Consider the following 22,304-nt stretch of genomic DNA (forward strand, 5'->3'; position numbering starts at 1 on the left):
GCTTGGATGCAACCTCGCCCAGAGATCCATGGCGGTGTGGCCATGGCGTGAGGGATGCACCTGCAACGGAACCCGTTTCATACCCGCAGGCCACCATGTAACAGAACGCCGTGGGCGAGGTGGTAGCTCCAGTGAGCATCGAGATGTGGCTGGGGTCAGCCCGGGCTGAGGAAGTGGCCGTCGGTTCTGATGGCTTCGCCGGTGGTGTTGGTGTTAGCGGTCGAGCAGAGGAAGACGATCATTCGGGCGACGTCGTCGGGGTGGGTGACTCTGCGGGTTGCGGCGGCGGTGCCGGCCTGTTCGATGAGTTCGGGTGGCAGGGGTTTGTCTGCAGGGGTGAAGCCGGGCATGACGACGTTGGTGAGGATGCCGGAGGCGGCCAGTTCTCGGGACATGACGCGGGTGAGGCCGTGCAGTCCTGCCTTGGCGGCGATGTAGGAGACGTTGCCGGGGAAGCCGTCCTCGACCAGGCCGGTGGAGACGTTGACGATGCGGCCCCAGCCGTGGCTGCGCATGTCGGCGACGACTGCGCGGGCGAGCAGGTAGGGGCCGATGAGGTTCGCGTTTACTGAGGTGGTGAATCGCTCTGGCGGTGCGGTTTCGAACAGTTCGTCGGGCTGGGGCCAATCCGGCCAGCGGACCGCATTGTTGACCAGGACGTCGATCGGTCCGAGTTCTTCGCGGGCGTGCTCGACCGCGATCTGCAGAGAGTCGGGCTGGCCGAGGTCGAGTTGCCAGCGGATCGCGCGAGCGCCGCGCTGCTCGGCCAGGGCGACCGTTTCGGCGGCGGCCTGGGCGTTGGAGTGGTAGCCGACGGCGATGTTCGCCTTTTCCTCGGCGAATGCCAATGCGGTGGCTTTGCCGATCGCCGTGCTGGCGCCGGTCACCAGCACGACTTTTCCTGCCAGGCCAAGGTCCACGTTCATCTCCTGATGTTCTGTCTCAGTCAGTGGGGTTGTTCGAGGTTGTGGCGGACGGCGGTCAGCAGGCGGATGAGCTGTTCGGCCTCCTCGTCGTTGAGCCCGGCGGTGGCCTGGGCGTCTGTCTCCGCCCATGCGGCCGTTACGGCGGCCACGACGGCCTCGCCGCGTTCGGTCAGCCGCAGGCGTGTCACCCGGCGGTCGTTGGGATCGGCGGTGCGCTGGACGAACCCGGTCCGTTCCATCCGTGTGAGCGCCTTGGCGATGGTGGGCTGCTCGAAGCCGATCCGCTGGACGAGTTCCGCCTGGGTCGTGTCGGGGTTGTGGTGGATGTCGACTATGAGGAGTTCCTGGCCCAGGTGGAGGCCGAGTTGTGCCATCCGGCGTTGCAACACGGCACGGTGCGCCCGGGTGGCATGGGCGAGCGCGTAACCGACGGGCCCGTTGTCGGCGGCTGTCTGACGCCCGGTGATCATGCCGGCACTACCTGCCGATGACTTTGCACTCGGGTGAGAACGCGCTGCCACAGTTCGGCGATTTCGTGTCGTGGGCTCTCGCCCACCAGGACACCGTGGTCGTCGACGTGACGGTGGGCGTAGCCAACCGCGACGTCAAGGTCGGACAGGACCTCGGCGCCGGACCGCCGGAGTAGGTCGGCGAGCTGCAGTTGGGCGAACGCGCCGCCGAACCTGTTCGGTGAGGCGCTCATCAGCACGACGGGCTTGTCGGCCAGCGGGCGAGGCGGTGCGAGAATCCCCAGCCAGTCGACGATGTCCTTCATGTTGCCGGGAATGCTGCGGTTCAGCTCCGGCGTCACCAGCAGCAGCACATCAGCCGCCGCGACCCGATCTCGCAAGGCCGCGACGACCGGCGGGAACGGACGCCCCATGGCCGCGTCGACGCGGGGGACCTCCGCGTTGCCGGCCCATACCTCCACCTGGAAAGGGGCGCGGGCCAGTTCCTGCGCGGCCAGCAGCAGCGCTCGGTTCAGGGACCCGGCCCGCACGCTCCCGCAGATGCCGAGCACATCTATAGATTCCATAGCCGGCAATCCTATAGCCAGGCATGTAATGCGGCGAACCGTCTACTGGCAAGAGGTCAGGCCCGCCGCCACCAGGAGCGCGGTCGCGATGGACAAGATCTTCAAGCCGCAGGCCGGGTAGAGCAGTGGCTCCCCGTTTGGCTCTCAAAGATCAACAGTGACCCCCTGACTCCCCTTCTGAGCAGTCGAGAGAGCCGGAATCCCATCGGCTTGACCTTGACGCGACGTCAACGTTTCTAATCGGGGTTGATCGCACCGAGAGAGAGGAACCCGATGGGCCGAGCCGTGCTGCGGATCGTGGGATTCGAGTTGAAGGGGCTGGCCGCCATCGGGCTGTGGATGGTGCGGCGTCGGCATGGCGTGCCCGACGGGGCGGCCGTGGCGACGTACACGAAGGCGCAGACGTTCTTGCTGTCGCTGATGCTGTTCGCGATGGCGGTCGAGACCCTGGTGATCGATCTGCTGCTGGTCGCGCTCGACGTGCCGGTCTGGCTGCGGTTCACGGTGCTCGTCGGCGACGTCTACGGGCTCCTGTTCGGGGTCATGATGGCCGCCTCCTGCGCCACCCGGCCGCACGTCATCACCTCCGACGAGCTGCGCATCCGGTACGGCGTGTACTTCGAGTTGCGCGTGCCCGTCGAGCAGATCGCCTCCGTGCGGACCAGCCGCAGCTACAACGAGAACAAGATGATCGCGATCAAGGACGGGCGGCTCAGCGTGGCGGTCGCCTCGCAGACGAACGTGACGATCGAACTGACCGAGCCGATCGCCTTCGTGCGCCCGCTCGGCGGCCGTGCCGAGGCCACCTCGATCCGTTTCTTCGCCGACCAGCCGGAGATCGTCCTGGCGGCGCTGCGGCCCCGTCTGACCCTCCATTCATAGGCCTAGGCGAACCCGATTTGGCGGGTTACGTTCCTATGAGCACCATCTCGGGATCTTCCACCCTCGACCTCGGATGGAGGCACCACCATGCCGCTCACCTGCGGAAAAGGCGTGCGATTAGGCATCGCCGCAGTGATCGCGTCATCCCTCGCGATTGCTCTGCCGGGCATACCCGCCCGGGCCGCCGCATCGCCGGACATCTCCCTCGCGAACGTCAAAGCCCACCTCGCCCAGCTCCAGTCCATCGCCACCGCCAACGGCGGCACCCGCGCGCACGGCCGCCCCGGCTACCTGGCCTCGGCCAACTACGTACGGGGCCAGCTGGACGCCGCCGGCTTCACCACCACCCTCCAGTCGTTCACCTACAACGGCGCCACCGGCTACAACGTCATAGCCGACTGGCCGGGCGGGGACCCCAACGACATCCTCATGGTCGGCGCGCACCTCGACAGCGTCACCGCCGGGCCCGGCATCAACGACAACGGCTCGGGCAGCGCGTCCATCCTGGAGACCGCGCTCGAAGTGGCCCGTCAGTCGCTCCAGCCGGCCAAGCACCTGCGCTTCGCCTGGTGGGGCGCGGAGGAGCTGGGGCTGCGCGGATCGCAGTTCTACGTGAACAACCTGCCGGCCGCGGACCGCGCGCGGATCAAGGCGTACCTGAACTTCGACATGGTCGGCTCCCCCAACCCCGGCTATTTCGTGTACGACGGCGACAACTCCGACGGCACCGGCTCCGGCCCTGGGCCGGCCGGGTCCGCGCAGCTGGAGAAGACCCTCCAGGACTACTTCACCTCGATCGGGGTCCCGACCCGGGGCACCGACTTCGACGGCCGCTCGGACTACGGGCCGTTCATCTCGGCGGGCATCCCGGCGGGCGGCACGTTCACCGGCGCCGAAGGCATCAAGTCCTCGGCCCAGGCCACGTTGTGGGGCGGCACAGCAGGGCAGGCGTTCGACGCCTGCTACCACCGCTCCTGCGACACGGCGGCCAACATCAACGACACCGCACTCGACAGGAACGCCGACGCGATCGCGTACGCGGTGTGGACGATCGCGACCGCCGTGCCGCCGGCCGTGGTCTGGCAGGACACGTTCGAGGCGGCCACGGGGTGGACCGTCAACCCGTCGAGCACCGACACCGCCACCACCGGGCAGTGGGAGCGCGGCGACCCCGAGGACACCAACTCAAGCGGCGCCAAGCAGCTCGGCACCACCGTGAGCGGCGCCAACGACCTGGTGACCGGCCGGCTCGCGGGGTCATCGGCCGGTGACTACGACATCGACGGCGGTATCACCTCGATCCAGTCACCGCCCATCACGCTCCCGTCCACGGGTCCGCTGAACCTGTCGCTGTCGTGGTACCTCGCGCACGGCTCGAACGCCTCCAGCGCCGACTACTTCCGGGTACGCGTGGTCGGCACCACCACGACGACGGTGCTGAACCAGACCGGTTCGGCCGCCAACCGCAACGGCGCCTGGGCCACGGCCACCGCCAGCCTGAACGCGTTCGCGGGCCAGACGGTCCGCATCCTCATCGACGCCGCCGACGCCTCGGGCGCCTCCCTGGTGGAGGCGGGCGTGGACGACGTCAAGATCACCCGCTAGGGGGATCGCGAGGCCGCGCCCGACCCTGCTGTCGGACGCGGCCTCGCCTCCCGAGCGGCGGGTTGTCAGCTTGCCGTCTTGGCGGCCAGCGTCGCCGCCCCAGGGGCCGTCCTCGAAGGGATCGAGCGGAGGTTGAAGGCGTAGCGGGCGATCGAGTCGGCGATCGCGTCCGCGTCCACGTCCAGCGCCGTGTCGTTGATGTTGGCCGTCGTGTCGCACGCCTGGTGGTAGCAGACGTCGTACGCCACCCCCGCCGTGCCGCCGAACAGCGCCGCCTCCTCGGCCGTCTTGATCCCCTCGGCGCCCGTGAAGATCCCGCCCGACGGGATCCCCACCGCGATGAACGGGCCGTAGTCGGAGCGCCCGTCGAAGTCCGTTCCGACGGTGGCCAGGTGGCGCGAGCCGTAGAAGGCCTGGAGCTGCTTCTCGATCTCGGCGGATCCGGGCGGCCCTGCCGGGGAGCCGACGTTGTCGGAGTTGTCCCCGTCATACAGCTTGTACGCGTAGTTCGGCGAGGCCACCATGTCGAAGTTCAGGTACACCCTGATCCGATCGCGATCGGCCTCCGGCAGCGACTCGACGTACTGGTCGGACCCGAGCAGGCCGATCTCCTCGGCGGCCCAGAAGGCGAAGCGGACCTTGTTCTTCACCGGGAAGTGCGCCATCTCCTCGGCCACCTCCAGGATCGAGGCGGTGCCGGAGCCGTCGTCGTTGATGCCGGGACCGGCGGTGACGCTGTCGAGGTGGGCGCCGGTCATCACGACGTGGCGCGGGTCGCCGAAGCGGGACTCCGCGATCACGTTGTCGTTGGTGCCGAGCACGAGCTTGGAGTCGACCTTGAGCCGGACGGTCGCGCCGGGCGTGGAGGCCAGCTCGTTACCGACGGCGAAGTCGGCGAACACCATCGGGACGTTGGCCCGCCACTCGCCGATGTCCAGCGGGAACGCGTCGGTCCGCCCCGGCTGCCCCTCGTTGAACACGATGATCCCGGCGGCTCCCGCGCGCCCGGCGTTGCGGATCTTCTGGGCGAAGGCGCAGGTGCCGCGCTGGATGAGCGCGATCCGGCCGGGCACGAAGCCGGCGAAGTCGGACTCCTCGCAGCCGCTGTTCGACGAGGGCGCCGGAGTCGGCGGCAGCGTCAGGTCCACGCCCTGGACCTGCGCGGTCACGTCACCGGCCGGGGAGGGCTGGAAGGAGTAGAAGTCCTCGTTCGGCACGTACGACTTCGAGCCGGGCGCGGTCAGCGCGAGGGTGGGCGGTGCGTTCTCGGACCAGCTCTCGACGTAGTTGATCGGCTGGAGCGTCACCTTGTACCCGGCCTTGCGCAGCCTGCCCGCCACGTAGTCGCGGGAGGCGTTGTAGCCCGGCGTGCCCGCGGCGCGCGTACCGCCGTTGGCGGTGGCGATCGCCTGCAGGGCCTCGAGGTGCTTCTTGACGTTCGGGCCCTTGACCTGCTTGACGAGCAGCTTGGCGAAGACGTCGTCCAGGCCGACGGCGCCGGCGGGCGTGGCCATGGCCAGCGGTAGGGAGAGTGCGGTGATCAGTGCGATGGCGATTCGACGCATGAAGATCCCTCTGCTGAACGGGAATGCGGCAAGTCCCCCGAGCCGCCAGGCGAACGTAACCCGCCTGCGGATCACTGAGAAGGCGACACGTGCGTCAAAATCCGGACATCTCTGAGGGGCCACCGCCGACGCGAGCGGTGTAAGGTCACTCGCCGCGGCGAGCGCGGGCGCGGCGTTTGCCCTCGTGCATCGCCTGCACGCGGGCGACCGGGATCGTGTGCCCCTGCTCGACCAGGTCCGCGGGCAGCCGCTGTGGCTCCGGCATGAGCTCGGCCCACGGGTCGGCCCCCTTGAGCAGTTCCGCCGCCGTGTGAACGGTGAAGTCGGCAGGCGCGACGTCCTCGAGCGACTCCCACGCCACCGGGAAGGACACGGGCGCGCCGGGACGCACGCGCGGACTGTACGCGGCCACCACCGTGGCCCCGCCCGCCCTGGTCGAGTCGATGAACACCTTGCCGGCGCGGTCTTCACGGATGAACGCCGTGGTCGCCAGCGCCGGATCCAGCCGCTCGGCCCGCGCCGCCAGCGCGCGGGTGGCCGCCGCCAGGTCCTCCATGCCGGTCCCCTCGGCCACGGGCACGAACACGTGCACGCCCTTGGCCCCGCTGGTCTTCACCGCCCCCGCCAGCCCGGCGTCGTCCAGCGCCTGGCGCACCAGCAACGCCCCGCGTACGGCCAGCGAAAAGGCGTCACTGCCCTCGGGCGGGTCGAGGTCGAGCACCATGTGCGTGGGATGGTCGCCCAGGAAGAGCGCCGGGTGGTACTCCACGGCCCGCTGGTTGGCGAACCAGAGCAGCGTCTTCCTGTCGTTGCACAGCGCGTACGTCACCTGCCTGCGTGAGGCCTCGGCCCACACGGAGACCGACCTCAGCCAGTCGGGAGCGTACTTGGGCAGGTTCTTCTGCATGAACGGCTCTTGTCCCGGCCGCACCCGGATGACCGAGAGCGCCCGGTCGCGCAGCGCCGGGATGATCCGGTCGCTGACGGCGTCGAGGTAGTCGACCAGGTCACGCTTGCTCGCTCCCGCCCCGTCGAAGAGCGGCTGGTCGAGGTTGGTGAGCGCGATCCCGTCGCGCGTCTCGTCACTGGCCACGCCTTACCATGCCCATGACGTACCTCCGAAATCAACAAAAGGGGCCCGATGACCCGATACCTCTACCTCACCCGCCACGGCGAGGCCACGCCGGACGAGAGCGGTCTGACGGAGAACGGCCGCCGCCAGGCCACGCTGCTCGGCCAACGGCTGAGGGACGTCCCCCTGGCCGCCATCCACCACGGCCCGCTCCCCAGAGCCACCCAGACCGCCCGCCTGATCGCCGAACAGCTCCCGGACGTGCCCGTGCGGGTCTCCGAGGCCGCCGGAGACTTCATCCCGTACGTACCGAAAAAGGAGGAGCTGCCCCCGCAGCACGCGGAACAGCTCCTGGGCTTCGTCGGCCGGTTCCCGGAGGACGACGGCGCGCGGCTCGCCCGGGAGGCCGAGGAGCTGTTCACCGGGCCGGTGGAAGGCACGCGTCACGAGCTGGTCGTCACGCACAACTTCCTGGTCGGCTGGCTCGTCCGTGCCGCGCTGGACGCCCCGGACTGGCGCTGGCTCGGCCTCAACCACGGCAACGCCGCCCTGACCGTCATCAGGTACGCACAGGACCGCCCGGCCTCCGTCCTGTTCTTCAACGACATGGGGCACCTGCCCGCCGACCTGCGGTGGACAGGCTTCCCTCCGGAGCTACGCCTCTAGGATCTCCTGCTCCTCCCGGGCCGCGACGAGCCCGGCAGGGGCGAAGATCTTCGACTCCTCGAACGGCGCCTGCGTGGTCGGCAGCGGGAGCTCAGGACCCTGACCGAACGGGTGCGACGCGACAAGTAGGAGTCACCGATCCTGACGGGACTTCAACGGGGGCCGGCCAGGCGGCAAACTGGTGCCTGCGGCCATCGCTCTGTGCTTCTCCGACGCGAACCGTGGCTCTTCGGAGGAGCGTCACGCGGTGGCCGTCACCATGTCCGCCCTCAGCGCCGGCTTTCGAAAAATCCGCACCCGCTTCGGCGATCGATCGCTCCTGATCATGAACCGCTTGCCATCATGTGCACACATGGAGTGAGGCCCGGGGTGGCCATGGCGAAGGTAGGAGTGCGTGAACGTAGAGGCAGAGATCCTCGACTTGAAACGCCGAGTGGCAGCTCTCGAGACATTCGTGCGTTCCGCCAGGAACCCCGGCCAGCGCTCCCACCACTCCGGCCTCGTACCGGCACAGACCGGCCCGAACAGGCCCGGCCCGCCGGTCCACGCCCCGGAGACGGCGACGCGCCTCGCCGAGCTGAAGGCCGAGATCGCGGACGTCCGCACGGAGGTGAGCCAGGACCTCGAGGCTCTCGTCGTGGAGATCGCCGGTTTCCGCGCGCAGACGAACGAGAACTTCAAGTCCGCCCAGTCCGAGATCATGGAGAAGTTCGACTCTCTCCGGTGCGAGATGATCGACCTCGCGCTCAGACTCGACCGCCTGCTGGAGCCGAAGGGCGCGTGACAGCCCCCTGGACCGGGAGATGTCGCAGACGCAATCATCGGCGCATGAACGCTGACGTGATCGTCGTCGGGGCCGGCCTGGCAGGCCTCGTGGCGACCTGTGAACTCACCGCCAAAGGCAAGAAGGTCGCCGTGGTCGACCAGGAGAGCGCGGCCAACCTGGGCGGCCAGGCATTCTGGTCCTTCGGCGGCCTGTTCCTGGTCGACTCGCCGCAGCAGCGGCGGATGGGGGTGAAGGACTCCTTCGAGCTGGCCTGGAACGACTGGCAGGGCAGCGCCCAGTTCGACCGGCTCGAGGACGAGGACTCCTGGGCCGTACGGTGGGCACGCGCCTATGTCGAGTTCGCGGCCGGGGAGAAGCGCGCCTGGCTCGACCGGCTCGGCATCAAGCTGCTGCCCACCGTCGGCTGGGCCGAGCGCGGCGACCTGCGCGCGGACGGGCACGGCAACTCCGTGCCGCGGTTCCATGTCACCTGGGGCACCGGGCCGGGCGTGCTGAGGCCGTTCGTCGCCGGGGTGCGGCAGGCGGCCGCCCGCGGGCTGGTCACCTTCTACCACCGCCACCGGGTGGACGAGCTGGTCATGAGCGGCGGCGCCGTGAAAGGCGTGCGCGGCACGCTGCTCGCCGAGGACGACTCGCCGCGCGGGGTCGCCTCCAACCGCGACGAGGTCGGCGAGTTCGAGCTGGCCGCGCCCGCGGTGATCGTCACGAGCGGCGGCATCGGCGGCAACCACGACATGGTGCGTCGCTACTGGCCCGAGCGGATGGGCAGCGCCCCGGAGAGCATGGTGACCGGCGTGCCCGCGTACGTCGACGGCCGGATGCTGGACATCAGCGCCGAGGCCGGAGCGCGGCTGGTCAACCGCGACCGCATGTGGCACTACACCGAGGGCCTGCGCAACTGGGACCCGATCTGGCCCGGCCACGGCATCCGGATCCTGCCGGGGCCCTCCTCGATGTGGTTCGACGCGCTGGGCCGACGGCTGCCGGACCCCTGCCTGCCCGGCTACGACACGCTGAGCACGCTGCGCCACCTGCGCGGCACCGGCCACGACCACTCGTGGTTCGTGCTGACCCAGCGGATCATCGAGAAGGAGTTCGCGCTGTCGGGGTCCGAGCAGAACCCCGACATCACGCGCAACGACCGCAAGGCGTTCCTCCGCGAACGTCTCCTCGGCAAGGGCGCCCCCGCCCCGGTGGAGGCCTTCAAGCGCAACGGGGCCGACTTCGTCGTGGCCGGCACCCTGGACGAGCTCGTGGCCAAGATGAACCAGCTGACGATCGAGCCGCTGCTCGACGCCGACCTCGTGCGCCGCCAGATCGAGGCCCGCGACCTGCAGGTCGCGAACCCGTACAGCAAGGACTCGCAGATCCAGGGCATCCGCAACGCCCGCCGCTATCTCGGCGACCGGCTGGGCCGCACCGTCACGCCGCACCGCATCCTCGACCCGGCCGCCGGACCGCTGATCGGGGTCATGCTGCACGTACTCACCCGGAAGACGCTCGGCGGCATCCAGACCGACCTCGACTCGCGCGTCCTGGGCCTGGACGGACGCCCCATCGACGGGCTGTTCGCGGCAGGCGAGATCGCCGGGTTCGGGGGTGGCGGGGTGCACGGCTACAACGCTCTCGAGGGCACCTTCCTGGGCGGCTGCCTCTTCTCCGGGCGCCAGGCCGGCCGCGCCGCAGCCGGTTGACCTAGGTCTGCCGCAACAGCCGCCCCGCAGCCGGTTGACCTACGCTTCCCGCAACAGCCGCCCCGCAGCCGGTTGACCTACGCCTCTCGCAACAGCCGCGCCTCCACCTCCGGGTCCAGGCCGAGGGTGGGGCGGTCGGGGCGCTGCGGGGCCCGGCCGCCGATGCTCCGCAGCCACGTCCACGTGTCCAGCACCGTCTCCTCCAGCGGCCGGCACCGCAGGCCCGCCGCCAGCGCCTTCGACACGTCGCCACCGTGGATGAAGTCGTAGTCCTCGCCAGTCAGCCAGAGCGGCAGGTCCCGCCACGGCTCCACCCCCGCCGCCAGGATCCGCTCGGCCTCGACCCATCGCAGCTCGGCGTCGGATCCCGTCACCTTCACGCAGGTCTCCAGGAGCTGCTCCGTCGTCACGAACCCCATCGGGCTCACCACGTTGTACGCCCCGCCGAGGCCGCGCCGGCCCGCCTCCAGGCACCATAGGGCCAGGTCGCGGGCGTCGATGTACTGCAGGGGGAGGTCTCTCCGCCCCGGGGCGATCACCGGTCCGCCGCGGGCGATCCGGCCCAGCCACCACGGCAGGCGCCCGATGTTCTCGTACGGGCCAATGATCGTGCCCACGCGGGCCAGCAGCGCCCGGTCGCCGAAGGCCGCGACCGCGCCCAGCTCGGCCCCCGCCTTGTTGCTGGGGTAGTCGCCATCCCCGTCATCGGCCGAAGCCGCCACGACGGGCGCGCTCTCGTCCGCGCCGTACGGCACCGGCTGCGCGTAGACCGAGCGGCTGGAGACGTAGACGTAGTGGCCTGCCCTGCCGGCCAGCAGCGACGCGGCGTCCCTGACCGCGGACGGCGCCCACGACCAGGTGTCGACCACCACGTCCCACTCCCCGCCCTCCAGCGCGGCCAGCCCGCCGGGCGCCGTCCGGTCACCGCGCAACGCCGTCACACCCGCCGCCGGCTCGTGGCTGCCGCGGTTGAACGTCGTCACCTCCCAGCCCAGCGCCTGCGCCTCCTCGACGACCGCCCGCCCCACGAACTCCGTACCACCCAGCACCAGAAGCCTCATGCCGTCCACCTTGGCCCTCCCACCTCCTGGGCGATACGGATCACGCCGTCAGCGGAATCGCCAGGAGCGAAAGCCCGGGGCGCTCACGAGAGGCCATATTGCGATCGCCGTCCGAAGGGTAAATGTCACACACAGTGACACAGAGGGGGGATGGGATGGGATGGTGAGGCGGCTCTTTCCGCGCTCGATCCGGGCGCGCCTGACCGCGGTCGCGACCTTGATAGCGGCGCTGGTCTTCACTGTCACGTCCGCCATCACGCTCACCACCGTGCCGGACAACCTGCGCGGTGTCGTACAGGCCAGGGTCGAGGTGGCCGTGCGGCGGGCGGCGAGCGAGGCACGTACGGGAGAGCTGTCCCCGGCGCTGGAGCCCCCGACGCGCGTCCACCTACTTGAGGTGGTCGCGGCGGACGGAAGGGTGGTCGCGAGCAGCCACAGCGTCCCCAAGGGCTTGCAGGTGACGAGCCTCCGTCCCCCCAAGGCCGACACCCTCTACACCGCCGAGCGCACCGTCTATCGCAGCCCCGACGAGGCCGAGGGACACTACCTGATCATGGCCCTCACGGTGCGGACGCCCCACGGCCCCGTCACGGTGTACGGAGCGTCCTCCCTGGCCGAGGTCGACCGGGCCCTCATCTGGGTCTATCTCCTGGTGTTCGTCGGCACCCCGCTCGTCCTGGTGAGCGTCGCGGGCATCGCCTGGGTCACCGTCGGGTCCGCCCTGCGTCCCGTCGAACGCATCCGTACCGAGATGGCCGAGATCACCGGCCAGGACCTCAGCAGGCGCGTCCCCGTGCCCGACACCGGCGACGAGATCACCGACCTCGCCACCACCACGAACGACACCCTCGACCGCCTGGAACGTTCCGCCGAGACCCAGCGCCGCTTCGTCGCCGACGCCTCGCACGAGCTGCGCAGCCCCATCTCCGCCCTCCGCGCCCAGCTGGAGGTGGCCACCGCCTACCCGGACGAGACGGACTGGAAGGTCACGGGCGAGCGGGCGCTGGCCGCCGCCGACCGCCTCACCGGCATCATCGAGGAGCTGCTGATGCTGGCCAGGCTGGACGCGGGCGCGGTCCCGGAGCGCCGCGTGGTGGACCTGGCCCACGTGGCGCAGGAACAGGTACGCCGCCGCGAGGGCTCCCCGGTGCCCATCGTCCCCAACCTGTGTGCCGCGGCCCCGGTCTTCGGATCGACCCTGCAGCTCGACCGCCTCCTCACGAACCTCCTCGACAACGCCACCAGGCACGCCGCCGGCCGGATCGACCTGGAGGTGGCGGTGGAGGGCGACAAGGTCGTCGTGACGGTGACCGACGACGGGGAGGGCATCCCGCCGCAGGACCGCGAGCGGGTCTTCGAGCGCTTCACCCGCCTGGAGAGCGCCCGGGTCAAGGACAAGGAGGGCAGCGGGCTGGGCCTGCCGCTGTCCAGGGAGATCGCCGCCGCCCACGGCGGCAGCCTCACCATCGCCGACCACTCACCGGGCGCCCGCTTCGTGGCCGTCCTCCCGCTGTACGGCCCACCGTGACCGGAGTCGCTTTTACACTCCCATGCATGGACCTGCGCGGGCTCTCCACCGAGATCGAATCCATTTCCAGCCAGTACGCGGAACGGCTCGGGATCGAGCGCGACGACACCTGGTTCCTGCTCAAGCTCCAGGAGGAGCTCGGGGAGCTGACGCAGGCGTTCCTCATGCGCACGGGCCGGGCCAGGACCAAGGGGCGCACGGCGGAGGAGCTCGAGACCGACTTCCGTGCGGAGCTGGCCGACGTGCTGTGCCACGTGCTCCTCATGGCTCACCACCACGGGGTGGACCTGGAGGAAGAGGTCGAGCGGAAGTGGCTGGCCTGGAAAACCGAGAAGTGAGAAAGGCGGCCCGCCCGGACGGAGCCGGACGGGCCGCGAAAAGGGATCAGTCGACCGCGGTGATGCGGTTGGTGGCCGGCGGGGCCACCGGGTTGTCCTTGCCGAGGTGATCGACGAAGGCGTCGATGTCCAGCGGCCCGCTCCACAGGTCGGTCCCGTCCTTGAAGCCGAGGAACGCGTCGCCCCCGCCCACCAGGAAGTTGTTCGCCGCGACCCGGATCGACTGCGTGTCCGTGACCGGAACCCCGTCGATCTTCATGTCGGACACCTTGGCGCCCCAGGCGGCGCCCCGGCTGTAGGTGTAGGTGAAGTTCGCCGAGGGCTGCAGGATCTTGGTGAACGCCTGGTTGTTGGGGCCGCCGGTGAACTGCTGCTCGAGCACCGTCTTGAGCTGGGCGCCGGTCAGCGTGACGACCTGCATGAGGTTGTTGAACGGCTGCACCGTGAACGCCTCGCCGTACGTGACGACGCCGTCGCCCTCGTTCGCCGGGGAGTTCGCGTACGTCAGGGACGCGCGCACGCCGCCTGGGTTCATCAGGGCGATCTGGGCGTTGCCGCCGGTCTTGGTGGCGGCGAGCTGGGAGTCGGCGATGAGGTCGCCGAGCGGGGACTCGCCGGAGGGCGCGGCCACGTTCGTGATGTCGGCGGTGATCGTGCCGACGGGCTTGTTGGCGACGGGCGCGACGCGGTCCTTCCACGTCTGAACGAACGCCGAAATTTCGGGATCCGGGGTAACCGTCCGGGTCACAACGTGGTTGTCCGCCACGACCGAAGCGCGGTCGATGTCGTGCGTCTTGACGTTCACGTTCAGGTCCACCTGCGTGATGACCCGCCCGAACGAGCCGCCCTGTGAGTAGAGGCGGTCATTGCCCGCCGGGTCCTTGACCTTGCACAGGTACGCCTGGTGCGAGTGCCCGCTGAGCACGACGTCGATCTCCGGGTCCACCTGCGTGGCGATGCGGTTGCCCGCCCCCGGGATGGCGCTGCACGCGTCGGGCGACTGCCCGGCCGTCACCTGGTCGCCTTCGTGCACCAGCACGACCTGCGCCTTCACCCCGACCAGCTTCAGCAGCTTGGAGGCGACATTGGCGGCCTTGACCTCGTCCACGAACTTGAGGTCCTTGATCCCCTCGCTCGTCACGATGCTGGGCGTGGTCTGCGTGACCAGGCCGATGAAGCCGATCGGCACGCCGTTCATCCACTTGATGCTGACCGGCGGCAGGGCGGGCACGCCCCAGTCCGACAGCACCTGCTTGACCTGCGGCGAGCTCGAGCCGCCGAGCGCGGCGAGCGCGTCGGTCTTCTCGTTGGAGTTCTTGAACAGGACGTTGGCGCCCACGTAGTCGAACGCCGCGCCCTTCCACGGGCCGGCAGGCGAGCAGCCGTCCACCGGGTGGCAGCCGCCCTTCATGATCCGCCGCAGCTCGGTGTAGCCCTCGTCGAACTCGTGGTTGCCCACCGCGGCCACCTTGAGCCCCAGCTTGCCCATGAACTCGACCGACGGCTCGTCGTGGTAGGCCGCCGAGATCAGGGGGGTCGCCCCGATGAGGTCGCCCTGGGCCACGGCGATGGTGTTCTTGTCGGCCAGCGCCTTCATGTGCGTGGCCACGTACGCGGCGCCACCGGCCTCGACGGTCTTGCCGTTCTCGTCCACCATGCGGCCGGAGGATCCGGTAGGAGGCTCGAGGTTACCGTGGAAGTCGTTGAGCGCGAGCAGCCGTACGGGGACCGTCTTGGCACCGCTGCTCGCGTCCGCCGGGAGGGTGGCGAGCATGACCGCACCCGAGGCGACGGCTCCGGCCATGGCCAGCCGGAGGAAAGAACGAGACGTCATGCCCCAAGACGTTACGGCCCGAACCTATGCGGCCAATGTCGCAAAGGTAACGATTTGCCAGGCTGTCACCTAGCGTTATTTGCCAGTCGGACGCCTAGAGTTCGTTGTGTGAGCGTACACGTGAAGGTCAGGGAACGGCTCGATGACGCGGAGATCGCCGAGGTGCTCGGCCTGGTCGAGGCGGCGACGGACGCCGACGGCGTCCGTCCGCTCAACGAGCACGTGATGCTCCACCTCCGCTACGGCGGCGATCCGCAGGCCCGCTCCCTTCTGCTGGAGGCCGACGGCACCTTGGTGGGCTACGCCCACGTCGATCCCACGGACGAGGTCGAGGGCCCGAGCGTGGAGCTCGCCGTCCACCCCGGCCACCGCCGCCAGGGACACGGCACGCGCCTGCTGAGCTCGGTCATGGAGCTGACGGGCGGCCGGCCGCGCCTGTGGGCGCACGGCGACCACGCGGGGGCCGAGGAGCTGGCGGCCAAGTTCGGCTTCGAACGGGTGCGCTCGCTCTGGCAGATGCGCCGATCCCTCTTCGCGCCTCTCACGGCCTTCACCCTGCCCGACGGGGTACGGCTGCGCACGTTCGTACCCGGCCAGGACGAGGAGGCCTGGCTCAAGGTCAACTCCGCGGCCTTCGCCCACCACCCCGAACAGGGCGCCTGGACGATGGACGACCTGCTCCGCCGCGAACAGGAGCCGTGGTTCGACCCGGAGGGCTTCTTCCTGGCCTTCCGCGGCGACCGGCTCGCCGGCTTCCACTGGACGAAGATCCACGGCTCCACGTCCCACGGCCACGAGCCCGTGGGCGAGGTGTACGTCGTGGGCGTCGATCCCACCCAGCAAGGCACGGGCCTGGGCAAGGCGCTCACCCTCGCCGGGCTGTGCCACCTGCGCTCGCGCGGCCTCGCCCAGGTGATGCTGTACGTGGACGAGGCCAACACGGCGGCGATCAGGGTGTACGAGTCCCTCGGCTTCAACCGCTGGGACGTGGACGTGATGTACGGGCCCGCGTGAGCCAGGGGCTTACTCGATGATCCCGTGCAGGATGAAGTAGGACAGCGCGGCCACCGCGGCGGCGGCCGGAATGGTCAGGATCCACGCGGTCACGATGTTCCCGGCGACCCCCCACCGCACGGCACTGAGCCGCTTGGTGGCTCCCACGCCCATGATCGCCGTAGTGATCGTGTGCGTGGTGGAGATCGGCGCCCCGAACCCGATGGCGGCCCCGTACAGCACGGTCGCCGCCGCCGACTCCGCGGCGAAACCCTGGGGCGGGTCCAGCGCGATGATGCGCCGGCCCAGGGTACGCATGATGCGCCAGCCACCCGCGTACGTGCCGAGGGAGATCGCCCCGGCGGCGGACAGGATGACCCACTGCGGGATCGGATCGGACGGGGCGGCGAAGCCGCCGACGCTGAGCGCCAGGAAGATGACGCCCATGGTCTTCTGCGCGTCCTGCAGCCCGTGCCCGAGCGCCATGGCGGCGGCCGAGACGGTCTGCGCGTAGCGGAAGCCCCGGTTGGTCTTGCCCGGCTGGCTGTGGCGGAAGATCCAGTAGATCGCGATCATGATCAGGGCCGCCAGGGTGAACCCGACCAGCGGCGACAGCACCATCGGGATGACGACCTTCTCGAGGACGCCGCTCCAGTGCACCACACTGGCCGAGGCCAGCGCGGCGCCCACCAGGCCACCGATGAGCGCATGACTGGAGGAGGAGGGCAGTCCGAAGTACCAGGTGATCAGGTTCCAGGCGATCGCTCCGATGAGCGCCGAGGCCACGATGACCAGCCCGTGTGGGCCGTCCGGAGCGTCGATGATCCCCTTACCGACCGTCTGCGCGACCTGGGTGCCCAGGTGGGCGCCGATGAAGTTCATGGCCGCGGCCATGAACAGCGCGGCTCTGGGGGTCAGAGCCCTGGTCGAGACGGAGGTAGCGATGGCGTTCGCCGCGTCGTGGAACCCGTTGGTGTAGTCGAAGACCAGTGAGACGACGACCACGCCGATGACGAGGGCGAGCGTGAGGTCCACAGGGCCTAGCTTTCCTTGACCGCGATCGACTCGACGGTGTTGGCCACGTGCTCGAAGGCGTCGGCCGCCTCTTCGAGGGCGTCGACGACCTCCTTCATCTTCATGACGGTGAGCGCGTCGTACTCCCCGCTGAACAGCTTGGCCAGCAACCTGCGGTAGACCTGGTCACCCTGGTTCTCGAGGCGGTTGACCTCGATCCAGTACTCGTTGAGGTTCTTCATGGACCGCAGCCGCGGCATGGCCTCGGCCGTCAACTCGGCGGCCCGCTCGAGCACCTCGACCTGCCTGACCACGTCTTTCGGCAGATGGTCGATCTGATACAGCACGATGAGGTCGGAGGCGGCCTCCATGGCGTCCATCACGTCGTCGAGGTTGGACGCGAGGCGGTAGATGTCCTCGCGGTCGAACGGCGTGATGAAGCTTTCGTTGAGCCGGTTCATGATCGCATGGGTGCGTTCATCACCGGCGTGCTCGCAAGCACGCATCTTCTCGGCCAGGGCCTCCCTGTCCGATCCGTCGCTGATGATCTCCACTAGCAGGCGGGATGCGGTGACCAGATTGTTCGCGGAGTCGGCGAACAGGTCGTAATAGCTGTCCTCACGTGGCGTGAGACGCAGGCGCACGTCGTTCTCCAGATGTGCGGGGATGGTCCGTGTAGAGGGTACGGGCTACCAGGCGAAATGCGAACTTCATGTCCCCTTCTCCTTCTGGCTACCCCACGTATGTTCTACGACACCGGGACAGAGAGTACTTTGAGATCTTTTTTTGCCTTAACGGGGGGATCCCCTATCAGACCTTGGTGCGGTGAAAGTTCCTGAACGACCGCGACGGCGTGGGCCCACGCTGCCCCTGGTACCGCGATCCGTACTTGGCCGACCCGTACGGATGCTCGGCGGGCGAGCTGAGCCGGAACACGCAGAGCTGTCCGATCTTCATCCCCGGCCAGAGCTTGATCGGCAGCGTGGCCACGTTCGACAGCTCCAACGTGACGTGCCCGCTGAACCCGGGATCGATGAACCCCGCCGTCGAATGCGTCAGCAACCCCAGCCGCCCGAGCGAGCTCTTCCCCTCCAGCCGCGAGGCGAGGTGGTCCGGCAGCGTGATGACCTCGTAGGTGGAGGCCAGCACGAACTCACCCGGATGCAGGATGAACGGCTCATCCCCGTCGGGCTCGACCATCCGCGTAAGATCCGGCTGCTCCACGGACGGGTCGATGTGGGGGTAGCGATGGTTCTCGAACACCCTGAAGAACCGGTCGAGCCGTACGTCGATGCTGGAGGGCTGGATCATGTCCCCGTCGAAGGGATCGAGGGCAAGCCGTCCGGCGTCGATCTCGGCAAGGATGTCACGGTCAGATAGCAGCACGGTGAGCAACCTACCGTCCAGGCGGAAACTGTGCGGGGTCGGGATTGCTGTTACACGCCAAGTTTCCGCTACAGTGGGGGGCGCGGCTTCGGAGTTGGGGTCGTATGCGGGTGTAGTTCAATGGCAGAACATCAGCTTCCCAAGCTGACAGCGCGGGTTCGATTCCCGTCACCCGCTCCACTTCTTTGCCTGCCCTGGCCAGGCGATCCCTTGATCGCTGGGAGGGCTTTCCGTTGTTGTGGTCACACCGTGGTCACACGGCATGAAGATGATCTCTTCGGATTCCCTTTGAAAGGGCCGCTGACCTCCACAAACTGGTCGCGTGGCAAGCATCGACAAGCGCAAGACGCGCAGCGGCACCACCCGTTACCGGGTCCGTTGGCGCATCGGTGGCGCTCGCGGCGGCGACTGGGCATCGGAGACGTTCGACCAGAAGGCGCACGCGGTGACCTTCAAGCTCGCGGTGGAGGCATGCGGGCACTACTGGCCGGACGGATGGATCAAAGGGTTCGGGTGGGCTCCCGAGACGCCGACTGCGCCGGAGCCTGACCCGCCGGTGCCCTTCAGCGAGTACGCGCAGCGATTCGTCGCGAGCTTGTCGGGGATCGAGGATCGTACGCGTAGTGACTACCTGCGCGACCTCAAGAACCACATCCTGCCGGTCTTCGGTGATCTCGATCTGCGCGATGAGAGTCAGGCTTTCGATCGGGCAACTGTTTCCACCTGGGTGAACCAGCTGCATCGGGGGATCCCGGATCCTGCGGAGCCTCGCCAGTGGCTCCGGCGGCCGTTGGCGCCCAAGACCATCCAGAACCTGCACGGGCTGCTCTACACGATCCTGCAGAGTGCCGTGGAGGCCATCCCACCGATCCGTAGCTCGAACCCAGCCGCGCGCACGCGGCTGCCCCGGTTGGACGACGGGGAGGGTGACGATGAGATGGTCTTCCTCAACGAGCAGGAGTTCAGCTTGCTGCGCTCCTGTGCCAAGGCCGACGTCCGCGACATGCTCACCGTGTTTGTCGGGACCGGGCTGCGCTATGCCGAGTTGGCCGCTCTGCAGGTGCGCGACATCGAGCCGTTCGCCAAGCCGGTGCCGACGCTGCGGGTACGGCGGGCGTGGAAGCGGCAGGCGGACAACAGTTTCAAGCTGGGCCCGCCCAAGATCAAGCAGTCCCGGCGCACCATTGCCCTGTCCCCGATGGTCTTGGACGCGATCCTGCCGCACATCGCCGGCAAGTATCCGGAGGAGTTCGTCTTCAAATCGCCAACCGGGTCGTGGTGGCGGCACTCGTCCTTCTACGACCGTCGCTGGCTCCCTGCCGTGGATGATGCGATCTCCCGTGGGCTGACCAAGCGCCCGCGAATCCACGATCTTCGTCACACGCATGTGGCGTGGTTGATCTCGGACAACATTCCGATGGCTGCCATTCAGCGGCGCATGGGCCACAAGTCAATCACCACGACCATCGACCGCTACGGTCACCTGCTGCCCTACGTCGATCAGGACCTCATCGAATCCATCGATCGCGCCCTCGGCGGTGGCCTCCGCGCCGTCCGGTCGGTCGCCTGATCCGGGAGGGAGAGGAGAGTGGCGATGCAGACTCCGAGTCCGGACTCGGACTCACCTGCGCGGCGTGTCAGCACCTCGGAAGAGGCGTTCACCCGGCGGATCGTTACGGCCACGATGCTGACCATCGCGGCCCTGACCTTCGCCTTTTCCTTCGGCAACGTGTGGTCGCTGGGGTTGAGACTCGGCGTCGCGCCCTGGCTCGCGCCGTTGATCGGTCCTGCGGTGGATCTATCGGTGATCGGCCTGATCGTGGGAGTCCGCCATCTGGCCCTGTGCGGGGTGCGGGCTGCCGAACTGCGTCCCGCTCGGCTGCTGCTGGCGTTCTCGGGCCTGGCGACGTTGGCGCTGAACATCGCCGAACCCATAGCCGGGGGCTTGTACGGCAAGGCCGCCTTCGATGCTGTCGCGCCGCTGCTGCTGATCGGCTGGAGCGAGGTGGGACCCGGTCTGCTCGGTCGGCTGCAGCAGTTCCGGCGCAGCACCGAGTCGGGGAGTCCGAGTCCGGACCCGAATGCCGCACCGGTAGGCCAGCAGTCCGATCATGACCTGGTTGAGGAAGCGCTCCGGATCGACGCTGAGCATCGCGCCCGGACGGCTGGACGGCCGGTCTCGGCTGAGACTCTCCGCCGGGAGCTTCGGATCAGTTCGGCTCGCGCTCGCCTGCTCGCGAAGAGTGTGCGTCAGTAGGTCTACAGGTCCGAGTCGATGTTGGTTCTGGCCAGGCGGAGGGAGCAGGACGGCGCACCTGCTGGACCTCCTCGGCGCTGAGGCCGTGCCTCTCATGGTTGCCTCCCAGCCGGGATCGCCGGTTGGCGGGCGGCGCGAAGGATCTCCTCCAGGTCGGCCTCGGTGAACCGGACGTGCTTGCCCAGGCGGATGTGCGGGATCTGGCGTTTGGCGACCTTCTCACGAAGCCATGACTCGGGCACGTTGAGGCGCTCGGCGGCCTGTTTGAAGGTGAGCGGCGGATGGGTCATGCGGCCTTCCTCATCCGCCGCCGCTCATCTTCAGTCGTGCCGCCCCAAATTCCATAGATCTCGCCGTACGCCAGGCCATAGGCGAGGCACTCCGTGCGGACCGGGCACGAGGTGCAGATCCGCTTGGCCTCGCGAACCGAGCCACCTTGGGGCGGATAGAACAGAGCCGGGTCCATGCCGACGCACGCGGCCAGTCCCCACCACGCCCCCTTCAGCACGCCTGACCGTGAGCCCATCACGGTGCCGCCCACGTGATCCTCGTTCCTCCGCAAGGGAACGAGTGAAGTCGCCGCATGGCTACGGCTCCACAACACGTCACTGTCATGGCAAATTGGGGCAATTCCTCAGATCCGCACACCGTGCCTGGAATCAATTCCAGAAAGTAGTGCATTCTTAGATTAAGCCGGGAACCTCTGGCATGTCTATGGCAAGTGCTCTGGCAGAAACGTTCGCCAAAGGGCCGCCAGAGGTGTGTGCTATAAAGCCGCCCTTATCGGAACGAGAGGAAACCCGATTGCCCCGACACTCTCCCCAATCGCTTGTTCGGCTGGCCGCACGACTCGCCGACCGGGACCGTCAACTACTCCGCACCATCCAGGAGCAGCGAGTCCTCACCCTGGCTCAACTCGCCCTATGTTCTTCGACAACGAGGACCTTGCCCGCAAACGCCTCCGCATCCTGCACGAACTCGGGCTCCTGGAGCGCTTCCGCCCTCGCCTGCCCATGGGGATGGGCACCGCGCCCTACCACTACGTGATCGGGCCCGCGGGCGCAGCCGTACTCTCGGCCGAGAACGAGGGCACCCTGTCCACCGCCGGCTACCAGGCGGCTCAGACTCTCGCGATCGCCCACAGCCAGCGCTTGGCCCACACGATCGGCGTCAACGGCTTCGGCGCCGCACTGCGTGGGCTCGCTCGCAGGTCTCCGATCGCTGAGCTGCTGCGATGGTGGCCCGAGAGCCGTTGCCGTCCGATGTGGGGTGACATCGTCCGCCCGGACGCTTACGGCCGCTGGCGCGAGAGCGGCCTGACCGTTGACTTCTTCCTGGAGTACGACACTGGCAGCGAGCCGCTGGGCCGCGTCGCAGGCAAGCTCGCCGAGTACCTGGCGCTTACCCGGTCCACGGGGCTCACCACGATCGTGCTGTTCTCCCTGCACAGTGGGCAGCGTGAGGCCAACCTCCGGCGAAAGCTGGCAGATATCCCTGTTCCAGTGGCCACGGGTGTCCGTAGCGTGGTGGACGACGGTCCTGCAGGGGAGGAATGGCTTCCCATCGACACTCAAGGCGGCCGCATGCGGCTGGCCCAACTGGCCGCGCACTGGCCGCATCTAGGAATAGAGAAGTGATTTCCTATATGAGTCGGGGCGTC

General features: G+C 68.6%; 23 protein-coding genes and 1 tRNA gene. 12 read left to right on the plus strand and 12 right to left on the minus strand.

Annotated elements, in window-relative coordinates; all coding sequences use genetic code 11:
- Positions 1 to 155 precede the first annotated feature (155 nt).
- The 3 genes from ABD830_RS36705 to ABD830_RS36715 are packed head-to-tail and all read right to left on the minus strand — an operon-like array spanning position 156 to position 1,962.
- Positions 156 to 926 (minus strand): SDR family NAD(P)-dependent oxidoreductase, encoded by a 771-nt coding sequence (locus tag ABD830_RS36705; RefSeq protein WP_344997974.1) that lies wholly within the window; start codon positions 924 to 926, stop codon positions 156 to 158.
- 20 nt (positions 927 to 946) lie between these two features.
- Entirely contained in the window at positions 947 to 1,396 is a 450-nt protein-coding gene (locus ABD830_RS36710) for a MarR family winged helix-turn-helix transcriptional regulator (protein ID WP_344997976.1), read from the minus strand.
- Positions 1,393 to 1,962 carry an NAD(P)H-dependent oxidoreductase gene (locus ABD830_RS36715; RefSeq protein ID WP_344997978.1) on the minus strand — a complete coding sequence of 190 codons (570 nt, stop codon included), beginning with the start codon at positions 1,960 to 1,962 and terminating at the stop codon, positions 1,393 to 1,395. Before ABD830_RS36715 ends, ABD830_RS36710 begins: the two co-directional genes overlap by 4 nt.
- Positions 1,963 to 2,235: 273 nt before the next feature.
- On the opposite strand from ABD830_RS36715, the gene ABD830_RS36720 reads away from it, so the two are divergent.
- Together ABD830_RS36720 and ABD830_RS36725 are read left to right on the plus strand one after the other, a co-directional pair.
- A complete protein-coding gene (locus ABD830_RS36720) occupies positions 2,236 to 2,844 on the plus strand; it encodes a hypothetical protein (protein ID WP_344997980.1) in 609 nt (202 codons plus the stop codon).
- Positions 2,845 to 2,955: 111 nt separating this feature from the next.
- A complete protein-coding gene (locus ABD830_RS36725) occupies positions 2,956 to 4,449 on the plus strand; it encodes a M28 family metallopeptidase (protein ID WP_344997981.1) in 1,494 nt (497 codons plus the stop codon).
- A 65-nt stretch (positions 4,450 to 4,514) separates the two neighbouring features.
- Here ABD830_RS36725 and ABD830_RS36730 read toward each other — a convergent pair whose 3' ends face one another.
- Both ABD830_RS36730 and ABD830_RS36735 read right to left on the minus strand, forming a co-directional pair.
- Positions 4,515 to 6,014 carry a M20/M25/M40 family metallo-hydrolase gene (locus tag ABD830_RS36730; RefSeq protein WP_344997983.1) on the minus strand — a complete coding sequence of 500 codons (1,500 nt, stop codon included), beginning with the start codon at positions 6,012 to 6,014 and terminating at the stop codon, positions 4,515 to 4,517.
- 145 nt (positions 6,015 to 6,159) lie between these two features.
- Positions 6,160 to 7,107, minus strand: a complete 948-nt coding sequence (locus ABD830_RS36735) for a DNA polymerase domain-containing protein (protein WP_344997985.1) — start codon at positions 7,105 to 7,107, stop codon at positions 6,160 to 6,162.
- A gap of 48 nt (positions 7,108 to 7,155) precedes the next feature.
- Here ABD830_RS36735 and ABD830_RS36740 point away from each other — a divergent pair, with 48 nt between their 5' ends.
- The 3 genes from ABD830_RS36740 to ABD830_RS36750 all read left to right on the plus strand — a co-directional run bounded on the left by ABD830_RS36740 (position 7,156) and on the right by ABD830_RS36750 (position 10,233).
- A complete protein-coding gene (locus tag ABD830_RS36740) occupies positions 7,156 to 7,752 on the plus strand; it encodes a histidine phosphatase family protein (protein ID WP_344997987.1) in 597 nt (198 codons plus the stop codon).
- Between the two features lie 394 nt (positions 7,753 to 8,146).
- Positions 8,147 to 8,536 (plus strand): hypothetical protein, encoded by a 390-nt coding sequence (locus tag ABD830_RS36745; RefSeq protein ID WP_344997989.1) that lies wholly within the window; start codon positions 8,147 to 8,149, stop codon positions 8,534 to 8,536.
- Positions 8,537 to 8,580: 44 nt separating this feature from the next.
- The gene (locus tag ABD830_RS36750; RefSeq protein WP_344997991.1) at positions 8,581 to 10,233 is read left to right on the plus strand and encodes an FAD-binding dehydrogenase; all 1,653 of its coding nucleotides are present in this window, start codon (positions 8,581 to 8,583) and stop codon (positions 10,231 to 10,233) included.
- Between the two features lie 77 nt (positions 10,234 to 10,310).
- Here the strand turns inward: ABD830_RS36750 and ABD830_RS36755 are convergent, their stop codons facing one another.
- The gene (locus tag ABD830_RS36755) at positions 10,311 to 11,294 is read right to left on the minus strand and encodes an NAD-dependent epimerase/dehydratase family protein (RefSeq protein WP_344997993.1); all 984 of its coding nucleotides are present in this window, start codon (positions 11,292 to 11,294) and stop codon (positions 10,311 to 10,313) included.
- 160 nt (positions 11,295 to 11,454) lie between these two features.
- Between ABD830_RS36755 and ABD830_RS36760 the strand changes: the two genes are divergently transcribed.
- Positions 11,455 to 12,822 carry a sensor histidine kinase gene (locus tag ABD830_RS36760; RefSeq protein ID WP_344997995.1) on the plus strand — a complete coding sequence of 456 codons (1,368 nt, stop codon included), beginning with the start codon at positions 11,455 to 11,457 and terminating at the stop codon, positions 12,820 to 12,822.
- 26 nt (positions 12,823 to 12,848) lie between these two features.
- Positions 12,849 to 13,160 (plus strand): pyrophosphohydrolase domain-containing protein, encoded by a 312-nt coding sequence (locus ABD830_RS36765; RefSeq protein ID WP_344997997.1) that lies wholly within the window; start codon positions 12,849 to 12,851, stop codon positions 13,158 to 13,160.
- 46 nt (positions 13,161 to 13,206) lie between these two features.
- Here the strand turns inward: ABD830_RS36765 and ABD830_RS36770 are convergent, their stop codons facing one another.
- Positions 13,207 to 14,994 carry a bifunctional metallophosphatase/5'-nucleotidase gene (locus tag ABD830_RS36770; protein WP_344997999.1) on the minus strand — a complete coding sequence of 596 codons (1,788 nt, stop codon included), beginning with the start codon at positions 14,992 to 14,994 and terminating at the stop codon, positions 13,207 to 13,209.
- 108 nt (positions 14,995 to 15,102) lie between these two features.
- On the opposite strand from ABD830_RS36770, the gene mshD reads away from it, so the two are divergent.
- A complete protein-coding gene (gene mshD / locus ABD830_RS36775) occupies positions 15,103 to 16,008 on the plus strand; it encodes a mycothiol synthase (protein WP_344998001.1) in 906 nt (301 codons plus the stop codon).
- A gap of 9 nt (positions 16,009 to 16,017) precedes the next feature.
- Here mshD and ABD830_RS36780 read toward each other — a convergent pair whose 3' ends face one another.
- The 3 genes from ABD830_RS36780 to dcd form a co-directional block, all read right to left on the minus strand.
- The gene (locus ABD830_RS36780) at positions 16,018 to 17,022 is read right to left on the minus strand and encodes an inorganic phosphate transporter (RefSeq protein WP_344998003.1); all 1,005 of its coding nucleotides are present in this window, start codon (positions 17,020 to 17,022) and stop codon (positions 16,018 to 16,020) included.
- A gap of 5 nt (positions 17,023 to 17,027) precedes the next feature.
- Complete coding sequence (locus tag ABD830_RS36785) at positions 17,028 to 17,645, minus strand: DUF47 domain-containing protein (RefSeq protein ID WP_106243913.1); 618 nt, start codon at positions 17,643 to 17,645, stop codon at positions 17,028 to 17,030.
- 166 nt (positions 17,646 to 17,811) lie between these two features.
- The gene (dcd, locus tag ABD830_RS36790) at positions 17,812 to 18,387 is read right to left on the minus strand and encodes a dCTP deaminase (RefSeq protein ID WP_344998011.1); all 576 of its coding nucleotides are present in this window, start codon (positions 18,385 to 18,387) and stop codon (positions 17,812 to 17,814) included.
- Positions 18,388 to 18,493: 106 nt separating this feature from the next.
- Here dcd and ABD830_RS36795 point away from each other — a divergent pair.
- The 3 genes from ABD830_RS36795 to ABD830_RS36805 all read left to right on the plus strand — a co-directional run bounded on the left by ABD830_RS36795 (position 18,494) and on the right by ABD830_RS36805 (position 20,644).
- Positions 18,494 to 18,567, plus strand: a tRNA-Gly gene (locus ABD830_RS36795).
- 142 nt (positions 18,568 to 18,709) lie between these two features.
- Positions 18,710 to 19,957 carry a tyrosine-type recombinase/integrase gene (locus tag ABD830_RS36800; protein WP_344998013.1) on the plus strand — a complete coding sequence of 416 codons (1,248 nt, stop codon included), beginning with the start codon at positions 18,710 to 18,712 and terminating at the stop codon, positions 19,955 to 19,957.
- Positions 19,958 to 19,975: 18 nt separating this feature from the next.
- Positions 19,976 to 20,644: a hypothetical protein gene (locus ABD830_RS36805; protein WP_344998015.1), complete on the plus strand. Its 669-nt coding sequence runs from the start codon at positions 19,976 to 19,978 to the stop codon at positions 20,642 to 20,644.
- A 92-nt stretch (positions 20,645 to 20,736) separates the two neighbouring features.
- On the opposite strand, the gene ABD830_RS36810 is transcribed toward ABD830_RS36805, so the two are convergent.
- Entirely contained in the window at positions 20,737 to 20,934 is a 198-nt protein-coding gene (locus ABD830_RS36810; protein WP_344998017.1) for a helix-turn-helix domain-containing protein, read from the minus strand.
- Complete coding sequence (locus tag ABD830_RS36815; RefSeq protein WP_344998019.1) at positions 20,931 to 21,185, minus strand: WhiB family transcriptional regulator; 255 nt, start codon at positions 21,183 to 21,185, stop codon at positions 20,931 to 20,933. Before ABD830_RS36815 ends, ABD830_RS36810 begins: the two co-directional genes overlap by 4 nt.
- Before the next feature lie 382 nt (positions 21,186 to 21,567).
- Here ABD830_RS36815 and ABD830_RS36820 point away from each other — a divergent pair, with 382 nt between their 5' ends.
- The gene (locus ABD830_RS36820) at positions 21,568 to 22,281 is read left to right on the plus strand and encodes a replication-relaxation family protein (protein WP_344998021.1); all 714 of its coding nucleotides are present in this window, start codon (positions 21,568 to 21,570) and stop codon (positions 22,279 to 22,281) included.
- Positions 22,282 to 22,304: the final 23 nt, after the last annotated feature.

It is taken from the genome of Nonomuraea helvata (assembly GCF_039535785.1).
GTDB classification, from domain to species: domain Bacteria; phylum Actinomycetota; class Actinomycetes; order Streptosporangiales; family Streptosporangiaceae; genus Nonomuraea; species Nonomuraea helvata.